The 22056-nt window shown below is 65.5% G+C and carries 23 protein-coding genes; 15 read left to right on the top strand and 8 right to left on the bottom strand.

The window, feature by feature from the left end; translation table 11 throughout:
* Positions 1-132 precede the first annotated feature (132 nt).
* Together EN786_RS33110 and EN786_RS33105 are read left to right on the top strand one after the other, a co-directional pair.
* Complete coding sequence (locus tag EN786_RS33110) at positions 133-1059, top strand: ABC transporter ATP-binding protein (protein WP_127309440.1); 927 nt, start codon at positions 133-135, stop codon at positions 1057-1059.
* On the top strand, positions 1056-1817 hold the full coding sequence (locus EN786_RS33105; protein ID WP_127284561.1) for an ABC transporter permease: 762 nt from the start codon (positions 1056-1058) through the stop codon (positions 1815-1817). The genes EN786_RS33110 and EN786_RS33105 overlap by 4 nt, the downstream gene beginning before the upstream one ends.
* 8 nt (positions 1818-1825) lie before the next feature.
* Here EN786_RS33105 and EN786_RS33100 read toward each other — a convergent pair whose 3' ends face one another.
* Complete coding sequence (locus EN786_RS33100; RefSeq protein WP_127309439.1) at positions 1826-2863, bottom strand: phosphatidylglycerol lysyltransferase domain-containing protein; 1038 nt, start codon at positions 2861-2863, stop codon at positions 1826-1828.
* A gap of 263 nt (positions 2864-3126) precedes the next feature.
* Here EN786_RS33100 and EN786_RS33095 point away from each other — a divergent pair, with 263 nt between their 5' ends.
* On the top strand, positions 3127-3618 hold the full coding sequence (locus tag EN786_RS33095) for a MarR family transcriptional regulator (protein WP_127309438.1): 492 nt from the start codon (positions 3127-3129) through the stop codon (positions 3616-3618).
* The gene (locus EN786_RS33090) at positions 3615-4295 is read left to right on the top strand and encodes a GNAT family N-acetyltransferase (protein WP_127309437.1); all 681 of its coding nucleotides are present in this window, start codon (positions 3615-3617) and stop codon (positions 4293-4295) included. Before EN786_RS33095 ends, EN786_RS33090 begins: the two co-directional genes overlap by 4 nt.
* Positions 4296-4423: 128 nt before the next feature.
* On the opposite strand, the gene EN786_RS33085 is transcribed toward EN786_RS33090, so the two are convergent.
* The gene (locus tag EN786_RS33085) at positions 4424-4648 is read right to left on the bottom strand and encodes a hypothetical protein (RefSeq protein ID WP_127284565.1); all 225 of its coding nucleotides are present in this window, start codon (positions 4646-4648) and stop codon (positions 4424-4426) included.
* Between the two features lie 145 nt (positions 4649-4793).
* Complete coding sequence (locus EN786_RS33080; RefSeq protein ID WP_127309436.1) at positions 4794-6797, bottom strand: PhoX family phosphatase; 2004 nt, start codon at positions 6795-6797, stop codon at positions 4794-4796.
* Between the two features lie 346 nt (positions 6798-7143).
* Here EN786_RS33080 and EN786_RS33075 point away from each other — a divergent pair, with 346 nt between their 5' ends.
* The 4 genes from EN786_RS33075 (at position 7144) to EN786_RS33060 (ending at position 10449) form a co-directional block, all read left to right on the top strand.
* Positions 7144-7482: a hypothetical protein gene (locus EN786_RS33075; protein WP_127284567.1), complete on the top strand. Its 339-nt coding sequence runs from the start codon at positions 7144-7146 to the stop codon at positions 7480-7482.
* A gap of 111 nt (positions 7483-7593) precedes the next feature.
* Positions 7594-8295, top strand: a complete 702-nt coding sequence (locus tag EN786_RS33070) for a phosphatase PAP2 family protein (RefSeq protein ID WP_127309435.1) — start codon at positions 7594-7596, stop codon at positions 8293-8295.
* Between the two features lie 90 nt (positions 8296-8385).
* Positions 8386-8655, top strand: a complete 270-nt coding sequence (locus EN786_RS33065; RefSeq protein ID WP_127309434.1) for a helix-turn-helix transcriptional regulator — start codon at positions 8386-8388, stop codon at positions 8653-8655.
* A gap of 78 nt (positions 8656-8733) precedes the next feature.
* Positions 8734-10449, top strand: a complete 1716-nt coding sequence (locus EN786_RS33060; RefSeq protein WP_127309433.1) for a SulP family inorganic anion transporter — start codon at positions 8734-8736, stop codon at positions 10447-10449.
* On the opposite strand, the gene EN786_RS33055 is transcribed toward EN786_RS33060, so the two are convergent.
* On the bottom strand, positions 10436-11287 hold the full coding sequence (locus tag EN786_RS33055) for an ATP/GTP-binding protein (protein WP_127309432.1): 852 nt from the start codon (positions 11285-11287) through the stop codon (positions 10436-10438). The genes EN786_RS33060 and EN786_RS33055 overlap by 14 nt on opposite strands.
* Before the next feature lie 114 nt (positions 11288-11401).
* On the opposite strand from EN786_RS33055, the gene EN786_RS33050 reads away from it, so the two are divergent.
* Both EN786_RS33050 and EN786_RS33045 read left to right on the top strand, forming a co-directional pair.
* Positions 11402-12190: a helix-turn-helix transcriptional regulator gene (locus EN786_RS33050; protein ID WP_127309431.1), complete on the top strand. Its 789-nt coding sequence runs from the start codon at positions 11402-11404 to the stop codon at positions 12188-12190.
* 240 nt (positions 12191-12430) lie between these two features.
* On the top strand, positions 12431-13723 hold the full coding sequence (locus EN786_RS33045) for an adenylate/guanylate cyclase domain-containing protein (RefSeq protein WP_245478174.1): 1293 nt from the start codon (positions 12431-12433) through the stop codon (positions 13721-13723).
* A gap of 21 nt (positions 13724-13744) precedes the next feature.
* On the opposite strand, the gene EN786_RS33040 is transcribed toward EN786_RS33045, so the two are convergent.
* The 3 genes from EN786_RS33040 to EN786_RS33030 all read right to left on the bottom strand — a co-directional run bounded on the left by EN786_RS33040 (position 13745) and on the right by EN786_RS33030 (position 16065).
* Entirely contained in the window at positions 13745-14569 is an 825-nt protein-coding gene (locus tag EN786_RS33040; protein ID WP_127309429.1) for a lipo-like protein, read from the bottom strand.
* An 87-nt stretch (positions 14570-14656) separates the two neighbouring features.
* Positions 14657-15595 carry a CHAD domain-containing protein gene (locus tag EN786_RS33035; RefSeq protein ID WP_135909609.1) on the bottom strand — a complete coding sequence of 313 codons (939 nt, stop codon included), beginning with the start codon at positions 15593-15595 and terminating at the stop codon, positions 14657-14659.
* Positions 15592-16065 carry a CYTH domain-containing protein gene (locus tag EN786_RS33030; RefSeq protein WP_127287123.1) on the bottom strand — a complete coding sequence of 158 codons (474 nt, stop codon included), beginning with the start codon at positions 16063-16065 and terminating at the stop codon, positions 15592-15594. The genes EN786_RS33035 and EN786_RS33030 overlap by 4 nt, the downstream gene beginning before the upstream one ends.
* A gap of 91 nt (positions 16066-16156) precedes the next feature.
* Between EN786_RS33030 and EN786_RS33025 the strand changes: the two genes are divergently transcribed.
* The 5 genes from EN786_RS33025 (at position 16157) to EN786_RS33005 (ending at position 20934) form a co-directional block, all read left to right on the top strand.
* Positions 16157-16861 (top strand): DUF1956 domain-containing protein, encoded by a 705-nt coding sequence (locus EN786_RS33025; RefSeq protein WP_127287124.1) that lies wholly within the window; start codon positions 16157-16159, stop codon positions 16859-16861.
* The gene (locus EN786_RS33020; protein WP_127309578.1) at positions 16858-17811 is read left to right on the top strand and encodes an HlyD family efflux transporter periplasmic adaptor subunit; all 954 of its coding nucleotides are present in this window, start codon (positions 16858-16860) and stop codon (positions 17809-17811) included. The genes EN786_RS33025 and EN786_RS33020 overlap by 4 nt, the downstream gene beginning before the upstream one ends.
* Positions 17808-18728, top strand: coding sequence for an ABC transporter ATP-binding protein (locus EN786_RS33015; protein ID WP_127309579.1), 921 nt, complete (start codon positions 17808-17810; stop codon positions 18726-18728). Before EN786_RS33020 ends, EN786_RS33015 begins: the two co-directional genes overlap by 4 nt.
* Before the next feature lie 8 nt (positions 18729-18736).
* A complete protein-coding gene (locus EN786_RS33010) occupies positions 18737-19873 on the top strand; it encodes an ABC transporter permease (protein WP_127309592.1) in 1137 nt (378 codons plus the stop codon).
* A 95-nt stretch (positions 19874-19968) separates the two neighbouring features.
* Positions 19969-20934: an MBL fold metallo-hydrolase gene (locus tag EN786_RS33005; RefSeq protein ID WP_135909607.1), complete on the top strand. Its 966-nt coding sequence runs from the start codon at positions 19969-19971 to the stop codon at positions 20932-20934.
* Positions 20935-20975: 41 nt separating this feature from the next.
* Here EN786_RS33005 and EN786_RS33000 read toward each other — a convergent pair whose 3' ends face one another.
* Positions 20976-21953 carry a threonine/serine dehydratase gene (locus tag EN786_RS33000; protein WP_127309581.1) on the bottom strand — a complete coding sequence of 326 codons (978 nt, stop codon included), beginning with the start codon at positions 21951-21953 and terminating at the stop codon, positions 20976-20978.
* Positions 21954-22056: the final 103 nt, after the last annotated feature.

The following is a 22056-nucleotide window of genomic DNA, read 5'->3' as shown; positions in this document are numbered from 1 at the left end:
GCGAAAGCGTCAGCGCCCGATCGGGGAATGATTGTCCAGAATTGTCAGGAGCGGCATTGACTTCCCGCCGCGCGCACCGACATTCAGCGCAATAAAAATCCACAACCGCCTTTCAAGCAGCCGTTTTCAGCCATGCCATCCATTATCTCGATTGCCGGGGTGACCAAGACCTACGCCACCGGTTTCAAGGCCTTGAAGGAAATCAACCTCGACATCGAGCGCGGCGAGATCTTCGCGCTGCTCGGGCCGAACGGCGCCGGCAAGACGACGCTGATCTCGATCGTCTGCGGCATCGTCAATCGTTCGTCGGGCTCGGTCACCGTCGACGGTAACGACATCGGCAAGAACTACCGCGCCGCGCGCAGCCTGATCGGGCTGGTGCCGCAGGAGCTGACCATCGACGCCTTCGAGACCGTCTGGGCGACGGTCAACTACAGCCGCGGCCTGTTCGGCAAGCCCCCCAACAAGGCGTTCGTCGAGAAGGTGCTGCGCGACCTCTCGCTGTGGGAGAAGAAGGACGCCAAGGCGATCACGCTGTCGGGCGGCATGAAGCGCCGGCTGATGATCGCCAAGGCGCTGTCGCACGAGCCGCGCGTGCTCTTCCTCGACGAGCCGACGGCCGGCGTCGACGTCGAATTGCGCCAGGACATGTGGGCGATGGTGCGCCGGCTGCGCGAGGATGGCGTCACCATCATCCTGACCACCCACTACATCGAGGAGGCCGAGGCGATGGCCGACCGCGTCGGCGTCATCAACCGCGGCGAGATCGTGCTGGTCGACGACAAGGCCGAACTGATGCGCAAGCTCGGCCGCAAGCGGCTGATGCTGGAGCTGCGCAGTCCGCTCGCCGCGATCCCGGAGAGCTTCTCGCGCTACGCGCTGGAGCTGTCGCCCAGTGGCGATCAATTGACCTACACCTACGACAACCAGAGCGACCGGCCGGGCGTCGCCTCGCTGATGCGCGACCTCGAGGCGGCGGGCATCCAGTTCCGCGACATCGACACGGAGAACAGCTCGCTGGAGGAGATCTTCGTCAACCTGTTGAGGCAAGAGCCATGAACCTGCGCGCCGTCTGGGCCATCTACCGGGTGGAAATGGCGCGCGCGCTGCGCACCGTGCTGCAGAGCATCATCTCGCCGGTGATCTCGACCTCGCTCTATTTCGTCGTCTTCGGCTCGGCCATCGGCTCGCGCATCACCGAGATCGACGGCATCAGCTACGGCGCCTTCATCGTGCCGGGGCTGATCATGCTGTCGCTCTTGACGCAGTCGATCTCGAATGCCTCCTTCGCCATCTATTTCCCGAAATTCGTCGGCTCGATCTACGAGCTGCTTTCGGCGCCGGTGTCCTATCTGGAGATCGTCATCGCCTATGTCGGGGGCGCGGCGACCAAGTCGATCGTGCTCGGCCTGATCATCCTGGCCACCGCCTCGCTGTTCGTGCCGCTGCATATCGAGCACCCGTTCTGGATGCTCGCCTTCCTGGTGCTGACGGCGGTGACCTTCAGCCTGTTCGGCTTCATCATCGGCATCTGGGCGAAGAGCTTCGAGCAATTGCAGCTGGTGCCGCTGCTGATCATCACGCCGCTGACCTTCCTCGGCGGCAGCTTCTATTCGATCAACATGCTGCCCGGCATCTGGCGCACGGTGACGCTGTTCAACCCGGTCGTCTACCTGATCAGCGGGTTCCGCTGGAGTTTCTACGGCAAGTCGGACGTGTCGGTCGGCATCAGCCTCGGCATGACCGTGGTGTTCCTGGGCGTCTGCATCGCGATCGTCGCCTGGATATTCAGGACCGGGTATCGATTGCGGAACTGACCGGCAGGTCAGATGGCCTTCACCAGCCGCAGCAGTCCCAGCATCTCGACGAGCGTCCCCTTGCGGAAGGCGACATAGGTCGGCTGTTCCTGGCCGTGGAAACGGCGCTTGAAGGCCGCCTGGCCCTGCAAATTGAACTTCGAGCGATTGATCCAGGCGGAGCCATAGGCGCGCTGGAAGGTGCTGCGCCAGAAGCTCGATTCGGCAAAGCCGCTGGCCTCGATGTCGACCAGCGGCGACAGACCCAGCGTGACGACGGACTTGCCCTCCTCGCGAAAGCGGTCGACGGCGAATTTGGTCAGGCCGATCTCGGCATGCGGCGTGGCGTCGATATGCTTGCGCTTGAAGGCGGTGGTGTAGCCGATGACCTTGCCGTCGCGAAACAGCGGATCGAAATCGAGCAGGGCGACCAGCTCGCCCTCCGGCCCATGCAGCACGAAGCGGCGCATGTCGGCGCCGAGATGATCGGCGAAGGGCCGGTTGAGGAAGCCCATCTCCCAGCGCTTGACGATGCGCTCGCCGCGCCAGTTCTCCGACAGCCTGGCGATCTCGTCGAGGAAGATGTTGCGCCTGTCCTCCTCGAAGGAAAAGCCCTTCTTCGACAGCCAGCGTTCGGAATAGCGCACCGTCTCGTTGCGCTTGCCGGAGAAATCGTGCGCGGGCAGGTGCAGCCTGGTGTCGATGCCGAGGCGATTGATCCGGTAGCCGAGACCGGCCAGCACCCGCGCGGTATCGGCGCCGATCTGCACGAACCAGGGATCGCCTGCGGCCTCGACGAAGCGCTTGATATAGGCCGGCCGCTCGGCCGGATGGACCACCGGATCGCCGAGCGCGAAATGGTGCTTCATCTTGGTGCCGAAGGCGATGTAGCCGTCGCCATCGCTGAAATAGGACAGTTTCTGCTGCACGGCGGTGGAATAGGCGAGCGAGAAATCGCCATGCCGGCGCACCAGCGCCAGGCGCTCGAGATGCGTCAGGTCGCGCCGCGGAACCTTGGGTGCTGCGCCTTCGAGAAACCTGTCAATGTGGATCCGCAGGGAGGGCATGAGGTTCCGCGTGCCGATAGATGGAGACCCGTCGACCCGCAGGCCCGAATCAGTCGCCTTGGCACGGTCAATCATACCGCGCAGGCGCCATATAGGATGCAATCGGCACCGACAGAAGGGGAAATCTCGGCCAAAGGGTGGCGAGTGGACAGCGCGCCATGCGCCCTAATCGGCCGGATCGGCTTGCATCCTGTGGTAGCAGGCTTTGACTTTTCATGCGATGTTATATATCATGTTATCGTTCTGACTGAACGAGCTGGATCATGGACGACATCATACGGTCGCTTGGCTTTCTGTGCCTGGGCAGCAGGTTCAAGCGCATCGGCGAGCAGTTGCAGGCGGATACGCAGCGCGTGCTCGACGAGCTGGAGGTCCGGGTCCAGTCGAGCCAGTATCCGCTGCTCGCCGCGCTCGACAGGCTGGGGCCGCTGCCGGTCGGCGAGCTGGCGCAGTCGCTCGGGATCGCCCAGCCGGGCGTCACGCGCTGCGTGGCGCTGCTGGCCGAACTGGGACTGGTCGAGGTCAGCCCGTCGAACGACGACCAGCGGCGCCGAATCGTCTCCCTCAGCCGCAACGGCCGGCGGCTGGTCGATGTGGCGAAGCGCGAAGTCTGGCCTCGCATCGAGAGGGCCGTTGCGGCTCTGTGCGCCGACCTGTCCGGGCCGCTGCTAGGCCAGCTCGCCGAAATCGAGGACCGCCTAGCCGCGTCTCCGCTCGACCGTCGCGTGGAAAAGGCCGTGAGTCCGGTGCGATGAACCACCTGCTCGACCGTCCCATCTGGAGCGCGCTCAGCTCGCGACATCAGTCCTTCGCGCAAGGCGACAGCCTGGCCAAGCGATACAGGCCGTCGATCGTTCCGTTCGCGGCCACCGCGGCGGACGACACCGCTAGCCTGGATGCGCTGGGCAGGCTAATTCCGCCGCTCGAAAGCTCAATCGTGGTCCAGGCGGACGCAATCGTCCTGCCCGCGGCGCTGTCCGCGATTTCGACCGCGTCGCTGGTTCAGATGATCGCCGAGCAGCCGGTGCAGGCCGTGTCCGACGAGCGCATCCGGCAGTTGACGCAGCACGATGCCGCCGAGATGCTCGCTCTGGCGGCGGCCACCAAGCCCGGCCCGTTCACGCTGGAGGCGTTGAGCCTCGGCGATTTCTGGGGCGTCAAGATCGACGGCAGGCTCGCGGCGATGGCCGGCGAGCGCATGAGGCAGCCTGGCTACACGGAGCTCAGTGGCGTGTGCTCGCATCCGGATTTCCGCGGCGGCGGCCTCGCCAGGCGGCTGTCCCTGTTCGTGGCAAATCAAATCATGACGCGCGGCGAAATCCCCTATCTCCACGCTTATGCCAGCAATGTCGCGGCCATCGGACTGTACGAGTCCATCGGCTTCCGGCTGAGAAGCATGATGAACATGGCCGTGGTTCAGCGCACCGGATAGGGCGCACCAGCGGCCGTTCTCGCGGACCTGACGCGTTTCACCGTTTCACGGAAACGGCGAACTGCTCCGTCTCTTTGTTTTGAGGCAATTCCGGACGGAAAACCGCTCACACTTTTCCTGGAATTGCTCTAGGCCGACTTTGGCTCAAGCCGCCGGAAGCCGACGGCTTCCATCAGCATGTCCTCTTCGACCATGCCGGCATTGTGCAGGGCAAGCAGGTTCAGGGCGATTTCCCGGGCTTCGGCCGAATCGGGATGCGCCTGGCGCCGCCGGCAGGCCTCGTCAAAGACGCGCTGCAGCCTGGCGATGTCGGCAGGCTTCAGCAGGCCACGGTCATAAACAGACTTTGGCATGGCAGTCTCCTGACAAGGACCTAGGGCGCCGCGCATAAATTGCCAATCTTTCCCGAAGCTTGACTGGTTCCTGAAGTGAAAAGGAGGGATCTCGGGGTGCCGAGATCCCTCCTTTGATCATGCAATGGGTCGAGATGACCGCAGGTCAGACGGCGATCTTGCCGCCGCCCTTTTTAGTGATGGCGACCACCGACGGCCGGACCGGCATGTCGGGCTTGAAGTCGGGCCAGCGGGTCGACAGGTCCTCATAGTAGGACGGACGGCCGAAGGCCTCCCAGTCCTCGCCGCCGTCGCCCGGATGCTGGACGGCGACGAAGGCGGTCTGGTCGTCCGGCGCGAACAGCGGGCCGCACATTTCGGCGCCGATCGGCACGCGGAAGAACAGCTTCGAGGTCGCCCGCGCCGCGCCTTCGGTGTCGACCGCCCACAGGCCGTCGGTGCGGCCGGTGGCCTTCGGACCCTGGCCGTCGGTGGCGACCCACAAACGGCCGGCCGAATCGACGGCGCAATTGTCCGGCATGCCGAACCAGCCATTGGCGGTGGTCGCGGTCGAGAAGGTGGCGCCGACCTCGGCCACCGAGGGATCGCCGCATTTCAGCAGCACTTCCCATTTGCCCTTGGCGGCAGCGAAGTCGCCGCCATCCTCCGATATCTCGATGATGTGGCCGAAGGCGTTCGACGCGCGCGGATTGGCGGCGTCGACCTGCTCCGCCTTGCGCTTCGAATTGTTGGTCAGCATGACATAGACCTTGCCGTTGGCGCCATTCGGCTGGATGTCCTCGGGGCGGTCCATCTTGGTGGCGCCGAGCAGGTCGGCGGCGCGTCGCGTCTCGATCAGCACGTCGGCCTGGCTGGCGAAGCCATTCTCGGCAGTCAGCGGGCCCTGGCCGAAGACGATTGGCATCCATTCGACCGTGCCGTCCTCGCCGAACTTGGCGACATGCAGCGTGCCGTCGTCGAGCAGGTCCTTGTTGGCCGCGAGGTCATTGGCGTTGAACTTGCCGGTGGTGACGAACTTGTAGGCGTAGTCGAAACGCTCGTCGTCGCCGAGATAGAAGACAACGCGGCCGTCCTTGGCGACGATCGATTCCGCGCCCTCATGCTTGAAGCGGCCCATGGCGGTGCGCTTGCGCGGCACCGATGCCGGATCATTGACGTCGACCTCGACGATCCAGCCGAAGCGGTTGGCCTCGTTCGGCTCCTTGGCGAGGTTGAAGCGGTCGTAATGCGCGCCCCACTCATAGGCGCCTTCCGGGATGCCGAGGCGCTTGTAGTTGGCGGCTTCCTTGTGGCCTTCCGGCAATTCGCCGGAGAAATAGCCATGGATGTTCTCCTCGGCCATGACATAGGTGCCCCAGGGGGTGACGCCGCCGGCGCAGTTGTTGAAGGTGCCGATGACCTTGGTGCCGGAGGGATCGGCATTGGTCTTGAGGCGGTCGTGGCCGGCGGCCGGGCCGGCAATCTGCATCTCGGTGTTGGAGGTGATGCGGCGGTTGAGCTTGCCGTCGCGCACCACCTGCCACTTGCCGCCGTCCTTGCGGATCTCGACGATGGAGCCGCCATGGGCCGCCATCTCGACGTCGACCTGCTCCTTGCTGAGCGGCGCCACCTCGGCTTCCTTCTTGCCGTCCTTGTCGACGATCTTGACGATGCCGGGGAACATCAGATGCGGGTTGGTGTATTCGTGGTTGACCACCAGCAAGCCATGCTCGGCCGAGCCGTCGATCGGGATATAGCCGACATAGTCGTTGTTGTAGCCGAACTGTTTTGCCTGGGCCCCGGCCGTCTGCTTTGCCGGGTCGAATTCCGGCGAGTCGGCAAACAGCGGGTCGCCCCAGCGCAACAGCACGTCGGCATCGTAGCCCGGCGCGACATGGTGCTTGTCGTCGATGCCGGCCTCGAGCTCGTCGAAGGTGAAGGCCGAGGCCTCGGCAGCGCGGGCATCGTCGGCGGCGACGAGCGCCAGCGGGCTGACGGTGGCGGCGATGGCCGAAACGGCCAGCGAACCCTTCAGGAAGCCACGGCGCGAGAAGCGCGCGGCGATGATCTCGCCCATGGTGCGGTTGTCGGTGGGATTGACGGCCGGGCCGTCATTCTCCTCGAGCTGGCTGGTTCGGAAACCGGCGTCAGGGGAGCGGTGGTCGGACATGAGCTTTCCTCTGGCTTCTTGGCTGGAGCATGTGACCTGTCGACCCCTATAACCGCTGGATCACATTTTCGTGACACCCGGCGCGTTTTCGGCAGTTTATTTGCCGGCTCATGAACAGCGCCTGTCCCGTCGGCCGGCACTCGTGACCATCATCGCTCGCGCATGATTTCAAAATATCGCATCGGTCGGCACCGATCATGGTGGCCGGGACGCATTTTGCGACATCCGGCTTCGATCCTGTCGGAGCGGGGCGCTGGTCAGGCGCGGTCTGCTTGACGGCCTCGCGCGCTTCGGAAACAAGGACTGCGGCACGCATGGCGATGGCGGCAATTGGGAGAAATGAACCGTGAGTTTCTGGGGATTGGTGCAGCTTGGCGTTTCGACCGTGATCTTCCTGCTCGCGGCGACCGCGGCCAAGCAATGGGGGCTGGCGCCTAGCCTCGGCAAGATCGTGCTGACGCTGGCGCTCTATTCGCTGGGCAATCTGATCATGCTGAGGCTGATCCGTGAATTCGGCATGTCGGTGTCGTTCAGCCTGTCGGCGGTGATCCAGCTGGTATCGGTGAACGTCGTGGCGCTCGCCTTCTTCGGCGAGAAGGTCAATGCCCTGCAGGCGACCGGCATCGTGCTGGCGATCGCCGCCGTGGCGCTGATCACGCTCGGGCCCTATATGCAGCGACTCTAAGGCGGTTCAGCGTTTCATGGAATCGCCGAACCGCCCCGAGTTTTGTTTTGACGCAATTCCTGACGGAAAACCGCTGCGCACTTTTCCTGGAATTGCTGTAGGTCCCGCCCGATGAAATCCGCCGCGGTCGCGTTCTTCAACAAGATCGAGTTTCCGGTCCTTCTGGCCGGGCTGGTGGTCGCCTTCGGGCTGTGGGGCTTCGTCGAATTGATGGAGGCCGCGCACGCCACCACGCCGCACGCCTTCGACACCGAGATCCTGCTCGCCTTCCGCCAGGCTGGGCAACCCGACCACCCGATCGGGCCGCTGTGGCTGCAGGGGGCGATGCGCGACATCACCAGCCTCGGCAGCACCAGCGTGCTGGTGCTGATCACGGCGGCGGTGATCGTCTACCTGCTTTTGATCCGCAGGCCGGGATCGGCGCTTCTGATCTTCGTCGCGGTAGCCGGCGGGCAGGTGCTGTCCAGCCTGCTCAAGGCCGGCATCGACCGGCCGCGCCCGGAACTCGTCTCGCACCTCGTCGACGAGACGTCGCTCTCCTTCCCGAGCGGCCATGCCATGCTGTCGGCGGTCACCTACCTCACGCTCGGCTCGCTGGCGGCGCGCTTCCTGCCGGACCGCACGACCAAGATCTTCGTGCTCTGCCTCGCCGTGCTGATCACGGTGCTGGTCGGCACCAGCCGCGTCTATCTCGGCGTCCATTGGCCGTCCGACGTGCTCGGCGGCTGGTGCGCCGGCTTCGCCTGGGCCATGCTGTGCTGGCTGGTGGCGCGGTTCCTGCAGCGGCGCCATGCGGTGAGCGACAGTGAGTAGCCATGTTTTATCCATACTCAATGATGCTTGAAACATCATGATGTTTGTATTATCCATTGATACTGCAGACTCAGACAAGGGTTCTGGCCGATGATCACCGCCCAGCAGATGCGCGCCGCGAGGGCGCTGGCCGGCATCGATCAGAAGACGCTGGCCGAGCGCGCCGGGGTTTCGCTTCCGACCATTCAGCGCATGGAGGCGAGCGACGGCGTTGTCAGGGGCGTGGTCGACACGCTGATGAAGGTCATCCAGGCACTCGACGAGGCCGGGGTGGAACTGATCGGCGAGAACCAGGCCAGCGAGCGCGGCGGCCGGGGCGTGCGCCTCAAGCCGGCCGTATCGCAGAACCCGCAAGGCTGAGTCGCGTAATAGTCGCGACGGCGACCGCCGACATGCTGCCGACGATCCCCGCCGCCTTCGAGACGCGGAAGGCAGTCCATGGATCAGGCCCGGCGGGCAAACCACCAGCAGGCACGGCCGACATTTGCCGAACTATTCACCCCAAAGCTGGTGACGGTGCTGCGTGAGGGCTACTCGCTAGCACACTTCAGGACCGACGCGATTGCCGGGCTGACGGTTGCCATCGTGGCGCTGCCGCTGTCGATGGCGATCGCGATCGCCTCCGGCGTGACGCCCGAGCGCGGCCTCTACACCTCGATCGTCGGCGGTTTCATCATCTCGGCGCTCGGCGGCAGCCGCTTCCAGATCGGTGGCCCGGCAGGCGCCTTCATCGTGCTGGTGGCGGCGACGGTGGCGCGCGTCGGCGTCGACGGGTTGCTGCTGGCAACGATGATGGCCGGCGTCTTCCTGCTCGCCATCGGCTATCTGAGGCTCGGCACCTACATCAAGTTCATCCCCTATCCGGTGACCGTCGGCTTCACCGCGGGGATCGCCGTCATCATCTTCTCCGGCCAGATCACCGAGCTGTTCGGCCTGAAGCTTGCCGGCAAGGAGCCGGGGCCGCTGGTGCCGAAGCTGATGGCGCTCAGTGAGGCGGCCGGCACGATCAATCCGGCCGCGACCTTCGTGGCGGTGCTGACCATCGCGACCATTGTCTTCCTCAAGCGCTGGCGGCCGAAATGGCCGGCGATGCTGATCGCCATCGGCCTGGCCTCGCTGGCCGTGGCGCTGTTCGCGCTGCCGGCCGAAACGATCGGCACGCGCTATGGCGGCATCCCGCGCAGCCTGCAGTGGCCGGCCTTTCCGCCCATCGGCATCGACAGGATGGTCGACGTGCTGCCGGATGCGGTGGCTTTCGCGCTGCTCGGCGCGATCGAATCGCTGCTCTCCGCCGTGGTCGCCGACGGCATGACCGGGCGGCGGCACCGCTCCAATTGCGAGCTGGTGGCGCAAGGCTTCGCCAACATCGCGTCGGCCCTGTTCGGCGGCATCTGCGCCACCGGCACGATTGCCCGCACCGCCACCAATGTGCGGGCCGGCGCGCATGGACCGGTCGCGGGCATGGCGCATTCGGCGATCCTGCTGGTGCTGATGCTGGTGGCGGCGCCGCTGGCCAGCTACATCCCGCTGGCCGCGCTTGCCGGCGTGCTGGCGGTGGTGTGCTGGAACATGTTCGAGAAGCAGGCCTTCGCGACGCTGCTCCGCACCTCCCGCGGCGATGCGCTGGTGCTGATGGCGACCTTCCTGATCGTCGTCTTCCGCGACCTCACCGAGGGCATCGTCGTCGGCTTCGCGCTGGGCTCGATCCTCTTCATCGACCGCATGGCCAAGTCGATCGCCGTCGAGGCCGATCAGCCGCTGGTGCCGGACGACATCGCCGACCGCGCCAGCACCTATGATTCCAGCGAGGCGAGCGATGCCGACACCGTCGTCTACCGCATCTCGGGCGCCTTCTTCTTCGGCGCCGCCTCGACCGTCGGCACCGTGCTCGACCGCATCGCCGACCAGAGGAAGAACTTCATCCTCGACTGCTCGGCGGTGCCGTTCTTCGATTCCACCGCGGCCAACGTCATCGAGGGCGCGGCGCACAAAGCGAGGCGCGCCGGCGTGCGCTTCATCATCGCCGGCGCCGCGCCGCAGACGCGGCGCATGCTGATCAACCACGGCGTCAAGCGACCGCTGGTCACCTATGCCGCCTCGATCCGCGACGCGCGGGCGCAGTTGAAGGCGCCCGACGGCTTCAATCGAGACTGAGCGCGGCGACCTCGCCCTCGTTCATCAGCGGCACGAAGATCGTTTTGCCGTCGGTGCCGATGTCGGCGCTGCCCGGCTTGAAGGTGGCGAAGGCCTCCGGCTTGCCGCCATCCTTGTAGCGATAAAGCGTGCCAGTCATGTAGGCGGTGGCGTAGATGCTGTCGCCGATGGCGACGACGCCGTCGAGGTCGGCGAATTTTTCCGCGCCGGGCAGCGGCGAGATCGCCTTGCTGGCGAGGTCGACCGAAAGCAGGCCGCCCGGCTCGGCGGTGCTGAAATCGGGCTTTATCCCCTTGCCCCAGGAGGCGACGATCAGCCTGCCGCCGTCGGCGAAGATGCCGTTGGGCGAGGCAAGCAGCGCGTCCTTGACGAACAGCTCCGGCCTGTCGCCGTCGATGCGGTAGATGGTGTCGGCCAGCATGTCGCTGACATAGACCTTGCCCGCGCTGTCCGCCGTCATGTCGTTGAGGAAGACGGCGTTCGGCACGTCGATGCTGGCGACCAACTTGCCGCTGGCCAGATCGACGACGCGGACCTTGGTGATGTCGGCGACGTAGAGCTTGCCGCCCGAGAGCGCCATGCCCTTGGGCGCGTCCATGCCGTCGGTCCAATGCCGGGTGACGAGCTTGCCGTCGAGCGACAGCACCGACAGATAGCCGTTGCCGTCGGCCTCGCCGGGATTGCCGGCGATGTTGGAGACGATGATGCGCTTGTTGGCGGCATCGAACAGCGCCGATTCCGGCTGCTCGAAGCCCGAGGCGCGCCAGATTTCGCCGGCCTCGGCGATTGGCGTCATGGCGGCGAAGGCGAGGATGGTCGAAACGATGAGGGTTTTCATGACTGGTCTCCTGTAATGACGGACGGAGAGCTAGGTTTTTCGATACTTTTCCGGAAGGCCTCTTCCAGCTAGTATCGACAATCGATACGAAATTACGCTGACGAGGTGCATTCCATGAATGGTCCGATCTTCGAGGCCCTGAAACGGACGCTGAAGGCGAAAGGCCTGACCTATCGCATGCTGGCCGAGCGCATGGGCGTTTCCGAGCCGACGGTGAAGCGTATCTTCCATGAGAAGAACTGCAAGCTCGACCGCCTGGTCGAGATCTGCGCCGCCGCCGATGTCGAGCTCGAAAACGTGCTCGGCTCGATGAACCGAGGGCCGGGGCCGGCCAACCACGTCGCGCCGGAGATCGAGCGCAAGCTGGCGGCGCGGCCGGCGCTGCTGTTCGTCTTCATCATGCTGTCGGAGAAGTTCACGCCGCAGGGCATCATGCGCTCGCAAGGACTGAGCGAAGCCTCGATGTTCCTCTACCTGCGCGACCTCGAGGCGCTCGGCCTTGTCGAGATCGGGCGCGGGCTTTCGGCGCGGCTGCTGGTCGAGACGCCGATCCAGTGGAATTTTGACGGGCCGCTGAGGCCGCTGTTCGAGATGACCAACAAGAATTTCATCGGCTGGGCGATCACCCACCTGGAGCGCGAGGCGAGTTTCGTTAGCTTCTCGCGGCGGATGAGGCCGGAAACGGCGGAGATGGTGCGGCGCGAGGCGGAGGAACTGGCCGAGCGCGCCAAACTGCTTGCCCACCACGACCAGCACACGACGCCCGAGGACCAGCTCATCGGCTACAAATGGACCTTTGCCTTCGGCGCGACGCCGTTTCCGGCGATCATGCCGATCGGGCCGCATGCGCGGGATGCTGGGGCCGCCGCTCCCGCAAAGGGACGCCGTCCCTTGCCGGCCTGATACTTGCCTCTGGACCAGGGTTGCGCACAGCGATGCCGACGGCGCAGCCGGTGCTTCAAAAATGAAGCCACATTCATGATAGGATTCGCGGATTGATTTGCCAGACTCCGGGTTTTGCCAACGCGCGACCCGTCCCCGTGACATCGAAGTGATCCCATGTCGACCGCACCAACACTTGAACTTCGCCGCTTTTCGCGCCTGAAAAACTTGCGGGAGCGCGCAGAACGCCAGGGGGCTGCATTGCAGTTCTGGGCGCGTACGGCATCGCTTGCCGCGATATCCTGCTTCTTTTCATTGATCAGCCGCTGGGATGCCTCGCTGCTCTTCGTGCTGGCGGGACTGGTGCTGTTCCAACTCGTCGGCCTGATCCAGTTTGTCTTTGTGCGCCGTCGCACGGCGCCATGGTGGATCGGCTACGTCGTCGGTACGCTGGACATCATTCTGTTGACCGTTCTGCTGATAACGCCCAACCCGTTTTCCCAAGAGGTCGCGCCGGCCGCGATGCAACTGCGCGAAGGCAGCTTCAAATTCCTGCTGATTTTCGTATGCCTTGGCGCGCTGACGCTTTCGACTCGACTGGCGCTCTATCTGGGCGCGCTCGCGGCCTTGACGTGGGCGATCGGGGTGGGATGGGTGATTGTTCATCCGGGTACCGTCATTCCGGCGACGAACCTCTATTCACTGCCGCTGACAGAGCGACTGAACCTCTATCTCAACCCCAATTTCGTCGACACGTTCGCGCAGGCGACCAACGTTCTGGTCGTGCTGATTATCGGCGCGATAATGGCGCTGGTCGTCTCGCGTTCCCGACATCTGTCGGAAGACTATGTCAAGGCAGAGCGCGCCCGCGCCAATCTCGCCCGGCATTTTTCGCCCAACGTGGTCGACCAGCTCGCCACCGATGACGAACCCTTCGGCCCGGTCCGCCGGCAGGAAATCGCGGTGCTGTTCGCCGACATCGTCGGCTTCACCCACTATTCCGAGGATCATCCGGCCGAAGCCGTGTTCGAACTTCTGCGTCAGTTCCACCGTCGCATGGAGCAGGTCGTTTTCGACCACCACGGCACCGTCGACAACTATATCGGCGATTGCATCATGGCGACATTCGGGGTTCCGCAAGCCAGCCATGACGACGCGACCCGGGCCATCCAGTGCGCTGGAGCGATGATCGCCACTCTCGGAGACTGGAATGTCCAGCGTGTGTCCAGGGGATATCCGCCGCTGGACGTCCGGATCGGCGTCCAGTACGGCGCGGTCGTCCTCGGCGCGGTCGGCAGCGAGCGCAATCTGTCCGTCGCGGTGGTGGGCGACACCGTCAACGTCGCCAGCCGTTTGCAGGCGCTCTGCCGTGAGCTTCAGGCGAGTATCTGCTTTGGGTCGCGACTGATCGAGGCCGCGAAGGCGGAATCGCCCACGACACAGTTGAACGCGCGCGATCATGGGCCGGTGAGCATCCGCGGCCGGGACGAACCGGTCCATGTCTGGGTCGGACACAGACCCGAAAACCAGGGTGCCGTTGCGGTTTCGGCGTGACGCAGACCAGGCCGAAAGCCATCACCCGTCTGAAGCGATTGCTCCCGCCTTTGCGGCTTCGGCGTCCGTCATAGCGTCGCCCCACGCGACCGCCCGGTAGTCGAAGCCATATTCCAGCGTCGGCTTGACGATGCGGAAGAAGGGCGACAGGTCGAAATCGCGCGGCGTGTAGAGCGAGTGGTGGCGGATGTGCAGGATTTCGCGGCGCATGTAGCTCGACTGCGCCGAGGCGCGTCCGGGGGCGCGGGTGATCTCGGGCAGGATCGGATAGCGGATCTGGCCATAGGCCTCGGCGATCAGCGTCGAGCAGATCGCCCGCGTCGGATCGCCGGAGCCGAAGGCCAGCATGCGGCGACGCCAGCGCACCGGCACCGGCGGCGTCGGCAAGAAAAAGCGCAGCATGTCGAAGATGTTCTTGAGATCGTATCGCAGGCCGAGCTTGCCGATCATGAAGGCGACGACCTTGTCGCGGTCTTCCGGCGTCAGCCCGCTCGCCCGGCAGATGCGGGTGTTGTAGGTGCGATAGCGCGACAGCGGCACGGCGACACAGCCTTCGCCGAGCGTGACTTCGATCAGGCGCGGCCGCTCCGAACCGTCCGCGGGCGCGGGCAGAGCGTCGCCGACATAGAAGGCGGCATGCGACCAGGTCGACTGGGTCAGGTATTTGATGACCGCCGAGATCTTCTGGTTGCCTTCGATGAGCAGGATATCGCCCGGCTCGAGCGCGCGGCGCAGCGTCTCGGCATCGGACGGCGTGTAGGGCTCGTAGCCCGACGATTCGTCCTGCAGCCGGCCGGCAAGCCAGCGGCCAAGGCGGTCGAGAAGGGTGTCGGCCGGCGCGGTCATGGTAGAGCGTGCTTAGCACGGGCCGGCGGGGAAGTGCCAGCGCAGGAGGCTGGCTCCGCTTCTCCCTGGTGGGAGAAGGAAAAGCGGTCAGCCGGCGGCCGCGGCGAGATCGTCCGGGGCGCCGGCGAGATCGTCGCGGGCCTTGCGGGCGAGCTTCCTGGTCGAGCGCTTGGGGCTGTCGCCGAACAGCTCGATCGCATCGGCAAGGCACGACTTCCTGAGGCTCTTCTCCGAGCGCTTCAGGAGCTTGGCGAGAAGCCTTGTGTCCTCGGGCGGCCCGAGCGGCTCGCCATCGGCATCGAGCAGCGCGCGCATGACGAAAACATCGTGCAGATCGCCCAGCCTTTCGCCCAGCGAATCGACCGCCTTGCGGCGGGACTTGATCGGGGTCGGCCACAGCCGGCCGAGCAGCGACAGGTGCATACTGTGGGTCTTGGCCGCCTTGCGCAAATCGTGGAAATCGTCGGCCTCGCCGCGCGAGCCTGCCTTGTCCAGCGCCTTGCGCGCCCGCCGCAAGGTCGCGCGGGCGCCTTCGGCGAGAATGTCGGCCGCCTGTTCGGGCTGGTCGGGCAGCGAGAGCCTGTCGATGTGGCCGAGGCCTTCCCGGCAAGCGGCGGCGGCGGCGCTGATCGCGGCATCGAGACCGGCGCCGGCATGCATTTCATGCTGGCGCATCACCAGCCGGTCGCGCACGGCGTCGAGGCCGCCGCCGGCGCTCTGCTCCGGAAAGGCGGCAGCCAGGCGGTCGACGGTCTCGATCAGTGCTGTCGCCTCGCGCGGTCCGGCAAGCAGCGCCGATACCTGCTTGTAGCACTCGTTTTCAGTCTGGCAGAACGGTTCGTCCCCGGAACGAACCAGGCGCAGCAAGGCGCGCACGCTCTTCAGCCGCTTGCGGCATTTGTGCAGGCCCTGCTCGGGCTTGTCGCGCGCCGTCTCGAGATGGGCAAGCGCCTTGCCGACCTCGTCGGCCAGGATGCGCCTGACCTCGCCGGTCAGCGGCAAGCGCGGATCGATGCGAAAACTCATGCGGCGATCTCCGGAATCCCCCCAAGGGCGAGCGACGCGTTGTAGAATCTCGACTCGCCGGTGATTTCACGGCCGAGCCAATCAGGCAGCATTTCGTCAGGCACGTCTTCCGGCGTCTCGAGCTCGGCCACCACCAGCCCCGCCAGCATCCCGCCGAAGACATCGACTTCATAGAGATAGCCGCGGTGCCTAACATGGTGACGTGTCTTCTCGATGACACGTCCGACGGCGAAGGCCTGCATCTCCTGCGCCTCCGCGAGCGGGATCGAATATTCGAACTCGTCGCGCTCGCGCGCCCTGCTGCCGAACTTCAGCGTCAGCTTGGCCGAGACGCCGTCGCTGATGCGCACACGCACCGAGCGGCCGGGTGTTGCAGCAAGGTAGAACTGCCGAATGCGGATATCCGCCTCGACCCGATCGCGCCAGGCGGGGCTGGCGACCAGGAACTTGCGTTCTACTTCCTTGACCATGGCCGCGCACTAAAGCGCGCGTGGACCAACATGGCAAGCCGATGCCGAGAATCAATTTGACTTTAATCAATCGATTGATTAAACGAATATCATGAGCAAGAAAACGAGCGCCAAACCTTCCCATCGCGAAGCTTCTCCCGCCGAGCAGACACGCGCCGCGCTCGTGCACGCGGCGCTCAAGCTGTTCGGGCGGCAAGGCTATGACGGCACCTCGACGCGCGAGATCGCCGCCGAGGCCAAGGCCAATATCGGCTCGATCGCCTATCATTTCGGCGGCAAGGAAGGACTGCGCACCGCCGCCGCCGATTACATCGTCGACACGATCCAGACGATTGCCGGCCAAGCCGTTGGAAGTCAGGCAATTGGAAGTCAGGCTGGTCCGGAAGCGGCGCGGGCGCAGCTCTTCGCCGCGCTGGAGCGGATGGTGGCCTTCATCGTTGCCAGCCCGCAAGCCGGCGAGATCGTACAATTCGTACTTAGGGAGCTTTCCCATCCGACGGCCGCGCTCGACCGCATCTATGCCGGCGTGTTCGAGCCGACGCACCGCAGGCTTTGCATGATCTGGGAGCAGGCGACGGGCGAGCCGGCCGAGAGCGAGCGCACCCGGCTCACCGTGTTCACGCTGATCGGCCAGGTCATCTATTTCCGCATCGGCCGCGAGGCGGTGATGCGCCGGATGGGCTGGCGCGAGATCGGCGAGGCCGAGGCCGCCAAGGTGGTGGCGATCGCCTCGGACAATCTCGGCGCAATTCTTGCTGCCCGCAGCAACGCCGCCCGCAAGGAGGGCAAACCATGAGCTTGCTTTGTTCGCTGCCGCTTGCCGCCCAGCTGTTCGGCGCCTGCGCGCCGGCGGCGCCGCTCGCCGTCGGCTATGTCGAGGGCGACTATGTGCTTTTGGCGCCGATCGAAGTGGCGCAGGTGGAGACGGTCGCCGTCAAGCGCGGCGACCGCGTCGCGCCGGGCGCGACCGTGGTGACGCTGGAGAGTGCCGACGCCAAGATCGCCGTGGCGCAGGCCGAGGCAGCACTTGCCCAGGCCGGGGCGCAGCTTGCCGACCTGCAAGTCGGCAAGCGCCCGGAAGAGATCGCTGTGCTCAAGGCGCAAGTCGACATGGCCAGGGCGCAGGCCGCCGACGCCAAGCGCCGCTATGATCGCGCCAGCGATCTCTACAAGCGCGGCACCGGCACCCAGGCCGACTACGACACGGCGTCGGCCGCGCTGGAGACAGCCAACGCGCAGCTCGGCCAGGCCGAGGCCAACCTCGCCGTCGGCGGACTGCCGGCGCGGCCAGAGACGATCAAGGCTGCCGACAACCAGGTCAAGCAGGCGCAGTCGGCGCTGGAACAGGCTCAGTGGCGGCTGTCGAAGCGCGTGCTGACGGCGCCCTCGCCCGGCCGCGTCAACGACGTGATCCGCAATCCGGGCGACACCGCCGGCCCGACCGCTCCGGTCGTCTCCCTGCTGCCGGACGGTGCCGTGAAGCTCAGCGTCTATGTGCCGGAAAGCGCCTTCTCATCGGTCAAGGTCGGCGCGCTGCTCAGCGTTCATTGCGACGGCTGCGGGCCCGAGCTGAAAGCGCGCGTCAGCTATGTGTCGCCGGACCCGGAGTTCACGCCGCCGGTGATCTATTCGCTGGAGAACCGGCAGAAGCTGGTCTTCCTGGTCGAGGCGCGGCCCGAGGGCGATGCCGGCCCGCTGCAGCCCGGGCAGATCGTCGACGTCGACCTGGCGGATGCCGGAAAATGAACGTCATCGACGTCCATGGCCTGGTCAAGCGCTTCGGCAACAAGACCGTCGTCGACCATGTGACGATGACTGTGGCCGAAGGCGAGATCGTCGGCTTCCTTGGGCCGAACGGCTCCGGCAAGACGACGACTATCCGCATCATGTGCGGGCTGCTGACGCCGGACGAGGGCGAGGGCACGGTGCTCGGCTTCGACATCCGCACCGACTCGCTCAGCATCAAGCGCGAAGTCGGCTACATGACGCAGAAATTCTCGTTCTACGAGGATCTGACGATCGGCGAGAACCTCGAATTCGTGGCCCGGCTCTACCAGCTGAGGCCGGTCGAGGAGCATGTGGCGCGCACGCTGGAGGAGCTTGGCCTGACGACGCGCCGCAGCCAGCTCGCCGGCACGCTGTCGGGCGGCTGGAAGCAGCGGCTGGCGCTCGCCGCCTGCATCATGCACAAGCCGAAGCTGCTCCTGCTCGACGAGCCGACGGCCGGCGTCGATCCCAAGGCGCGGCGCGAATTCTGGGACGAGATCCACCGGCTGGCGAGCGGCGGCCTGACCGTGCTGGTCTCGACCCATTACATGGACGAAGCCGAGCGCTGCCACCGCATCAGCTACATCTCCTACGGCAAGATGCTGGCCACCGGCACGGTGGAAGAGGTGGTGAAGAATGCCGGCCTCACCACCTTCGTGGTGCAGGGTCCGCGCCTCGACCAGGTCGCGGAGGCGCTGCAGGGCCGCGCCGGCGTCGACCAGGTGGCGCCGTTCGGCGCGACGCTGCATGTCGTCGGCTCCGACAAACAGGCGCTCAAGGCGGCGCTCGCCGATGTCGAAAAGCAGCACAAGGGCGTGACGGTGACGCCGGGCGAAACCAGCCTCGAGGACGTGTTCATCCAGTTCATGGCCGGCTCGAAGGACAATATGGGATGAAAAACAGGATGAGCGCCCTGTTCTCCTTCGCCAGGCTCGGCGCGCTGCTGATCAAGGAGTTCATCCAGATGCGGCGCGACCGCATCACCTTCGCCATGATGCTGGGCGTACCGCTGATGCAGCTGGTGCTGTTCGGCTATGCCATCAACAACGATCCGAAGAGCCTGCCGGCGGCGCTGGTGGCGACCAGCAGCGACCCCTACACGCGGGCCATGGTCTCGGCGCTGCAGACCACCGGCTACTACCGCTTCGACCATGTCGCGCAAAGTGCCGCCGAGGCCGAGTTCCTGATGTCGCGCGGCGACGTCGCCTTTGTCGTCACCATTCCCGCCGATTTCGCCCGCCGCGTCGAGCGTGGCGACAGTCCGCAGATCCTGATCGAGGCCGACGCCACCGACCCGGCGGTGGCGAGCGGCGCCATCTCGACGCTGGGCACGGTCGCCAACCAGGCGCTGCTTCGGGCGCGCGGCATGCAGGAGGCGGCGGCGGAAACCGCCAAGGGCCAGCTCGAAGTGGTGGTGCACCGGCGTTACAATCCCGAGGGCATCTCGCAATACAACATCGTGCCCGGCCTGCTCGGCGTCATCCTGCAGATGACGATGGTGATGATGACGTCGATCGCGCTGACGCGCGAGACCGAGCGCGGCACGATGGAGAACCTGCTCGCCATGCCCTCCAGCCCGCTCGAGATCATGATGGGCAAGGTGCTGCCCTATCTGGTGGTCGGCGCCGTGCAGGTGGTGGTGGTGCTGGCGGCGGCGAAGCTCTTGTTCACCATCCCGTTCACCGGCTCGATCTCGCTGCTGTTGACCGCCGTGCTGATCTTCGTGCTGGCGCTGGTGCTGCTCGGCTACACCATCTCGACCATCGCCCGCACGCAGATGCAGGCGCTGCAGCTGACCTTCTTCTTCTTCCTGCCCTCGATCATGCTGTCGGGCTTCATGTTCCCCTATCGCGGCATGCCGGGCTGGGCGCAGCTGTTCGGCGAGATCCTGCCGCTGACGCATTTCCTGCGCATCATCCGCGCGGTGATGCTGAAGGGCGCCGAGCTGCCGGCGGTGGCGACCGAGATCGGCTGGCTGGTGCTGGTCGTGGCGCTGTTCGCCGGCGTGGCGCTGGTGCGGTTCAGGCGGACGCTGGACTAGGTCCAGCAAGGCATGGGCTCCGTACGCTGTCGCGGCTGTGCCGGACTGCCCGAATGCGATAGAGTGGTGGTTCCTGTATCATCAGAGCTGGTCCGATGAGGGTCGTCGATACGGCAGAGGTCATCTTTCTCGTCGACAACGCGACGGACAGCCTGTCGTCGAGCCCCGGCTTCGTCGAGACCGAGTTCGCCCGCCTTCGCCGTCGCGGCATGCCATGGCTGTCCGGCAAATGCCTGTGCTGCGCCGCGCATGGGCTTTCCTGCCTGATCACCGTCCGGACGGCATCGGCCAACCGCACGCTGCTGTTCGACACCGGGCCCGAGGAATGGGTGTTCGAGCGCAACGCGGTCAGGCTCGGCGTCGATCTCGGGGAGGTTGGGGCGGTAATGCTGTCGCATGGGCACTGGGATCACGCGGGCGCAATGCCGCGCGCCCTGCAGATGATCACGATGGGCAATGGCGGGCGGCCCGTCCCGACCTACATGCATCCCGACATGTTCGCCTTGCGGGCGACCAAATCCGCCGATGGGCAGTTTCGGCCGAGGGAACTGGTGCCGAGCGTGGAGGTCCTGTCCGGGAGCGGGGCCGATGTCATCGTCACCCGCGACGAGCAGTTGCTTCTTGACGAGACGTTCTATGTCAGCGGCGAGATCCCGCGCGTGACCCGCTTCGAGCGCGGCTTTCCCGGCCAGTATCGCCAAACCGCCGCAGGCAACTGGGAACTGGACGAAGTGATGCCGGACGAGCGCTATTTGGCAATCAACGTGGCCGGCAAGGGGCAAATCGTCTTCACCGCCTGCTCGCACGCCGGCCTGATCAACGTCCTGACCCACGCCCGGGCTCGGTTTCCGGAAATTCCGCTCTACGGCGTGTTCGGCGGCTTCCACCTCTCGGGGGTGACCGAGCCGATCATCCCGGAGACGGTCGAAGCGCTGGCCCAGTTCGACCTGCAGCTGATATCGCCCGGGCATTGCACGGGTTGGCGCGCCGTGAGCGCGCTCGCGGCCGCCTATGGCGAGACGGTCGCTCCATCCGTGGTCGGCAAGACGTTTTTGCTTTGACGGCTCCATCGAACGACCCAGGCGTCCATGCCGGCAGTCCCCTAAGCCGCCGCCATGATCTCCGCATAAGTGCCGAAATCGACATTGCCTCCGGAGAGCACGACAGCGACGCATTTGCCTGCGAGATCGATCTCGCCGGACGAGAGCGCGGCGAGGCCCACGCAGCCGCCGGGCTCGACCACCAGCTTCAGGAACGCCATGGCGTCGCGCATTGCCTGCGCCGTCGCCTTGTCGGACACGGCGACGGCGCCGGCGAGGTTTTTGCGGTTGATCTCGAAGGTGATGGCGCCGGGCTCGGCGGTGAGGATGGCGTCGCAGATCGAGGTGTGGCCGGGCTCGTTGGCGACCCTCTCGCCCCTGGCCAGCGAACGGCGGGTGTCGTCGAAATGTTCCGGCTCGGCGGCCCACACGGCGGTGCCGGGCGAAGCATCCTTGACGGCAACGGAAATGCCACTCGACAGGCCGCCGCCGCCACAGGGAATGACGACCGCGTCGAGGCTGACGCCGAGAGCCCTGGCCTGGGCCATCAGCTCGAGACCGATGGTGCCCTGGCCGGCGATGATTGCCGGATCGTCGAAGGGCGGAACCAGCGCCATGCCCTTGTCCAGCCAGGGACGAACCACCGTCATGCGGTCATCGCGAAAGCGGTCGAACGGAACCACCTCGGCGCCCATCTTGCGGACATTGCCGATCTTCATCGCCGGCGCGTCGGCCGGCATGGCGATGACCGCCTTGACGCCGAACATCGCGGCGGAAGCGGCGACGCCCTGCGCGTGATTGCCCGAGGAGAAGGCGACGACGCCGCGACCGCGCTCCGCCTCGCCCAGCGACGACAGTTTGTTGTAGGCGCCGCGGAATTTGAACGAGCCGGTGCGCTGCAGCGTCTCCGGCTTGAACAGGATGCGGCCGCCGAAGCGCTTGTTGAGCTCCGGCGATTCGATCAGCGGCGTCTCGACGATCAGGCCGGAGAGGCGCGTGGCGGCGTTGCGGATATCGGCGATGCCGGGAGGGACGGTCATGGGCGCGGCCTTGAGCAAACAGACCGCCCATGGTGCACGGAAAAGGCTGCGGCGCGCCAACGAAAAAATGTGACGGTTACAAGGTTGGCGGATCATAGCTGCC

Origin of the sequence: Mesorhizobium sp. M4B.F.Ca.ET.143.01.1.1 (assembly GCF_004792275.1) — a bacterium.
In the GTDB taxonomy this organism is placed as follows: Bacteria; Pseudomonadota; Alphaproteobacteria; order Rhizobiales; family Rhizobiaceae; genus Mesorhizobium; species Mesorhizobium abyssinicae.
This window is presented reverse-complemented; position numbering and strand designations above follow the sequence as displayed.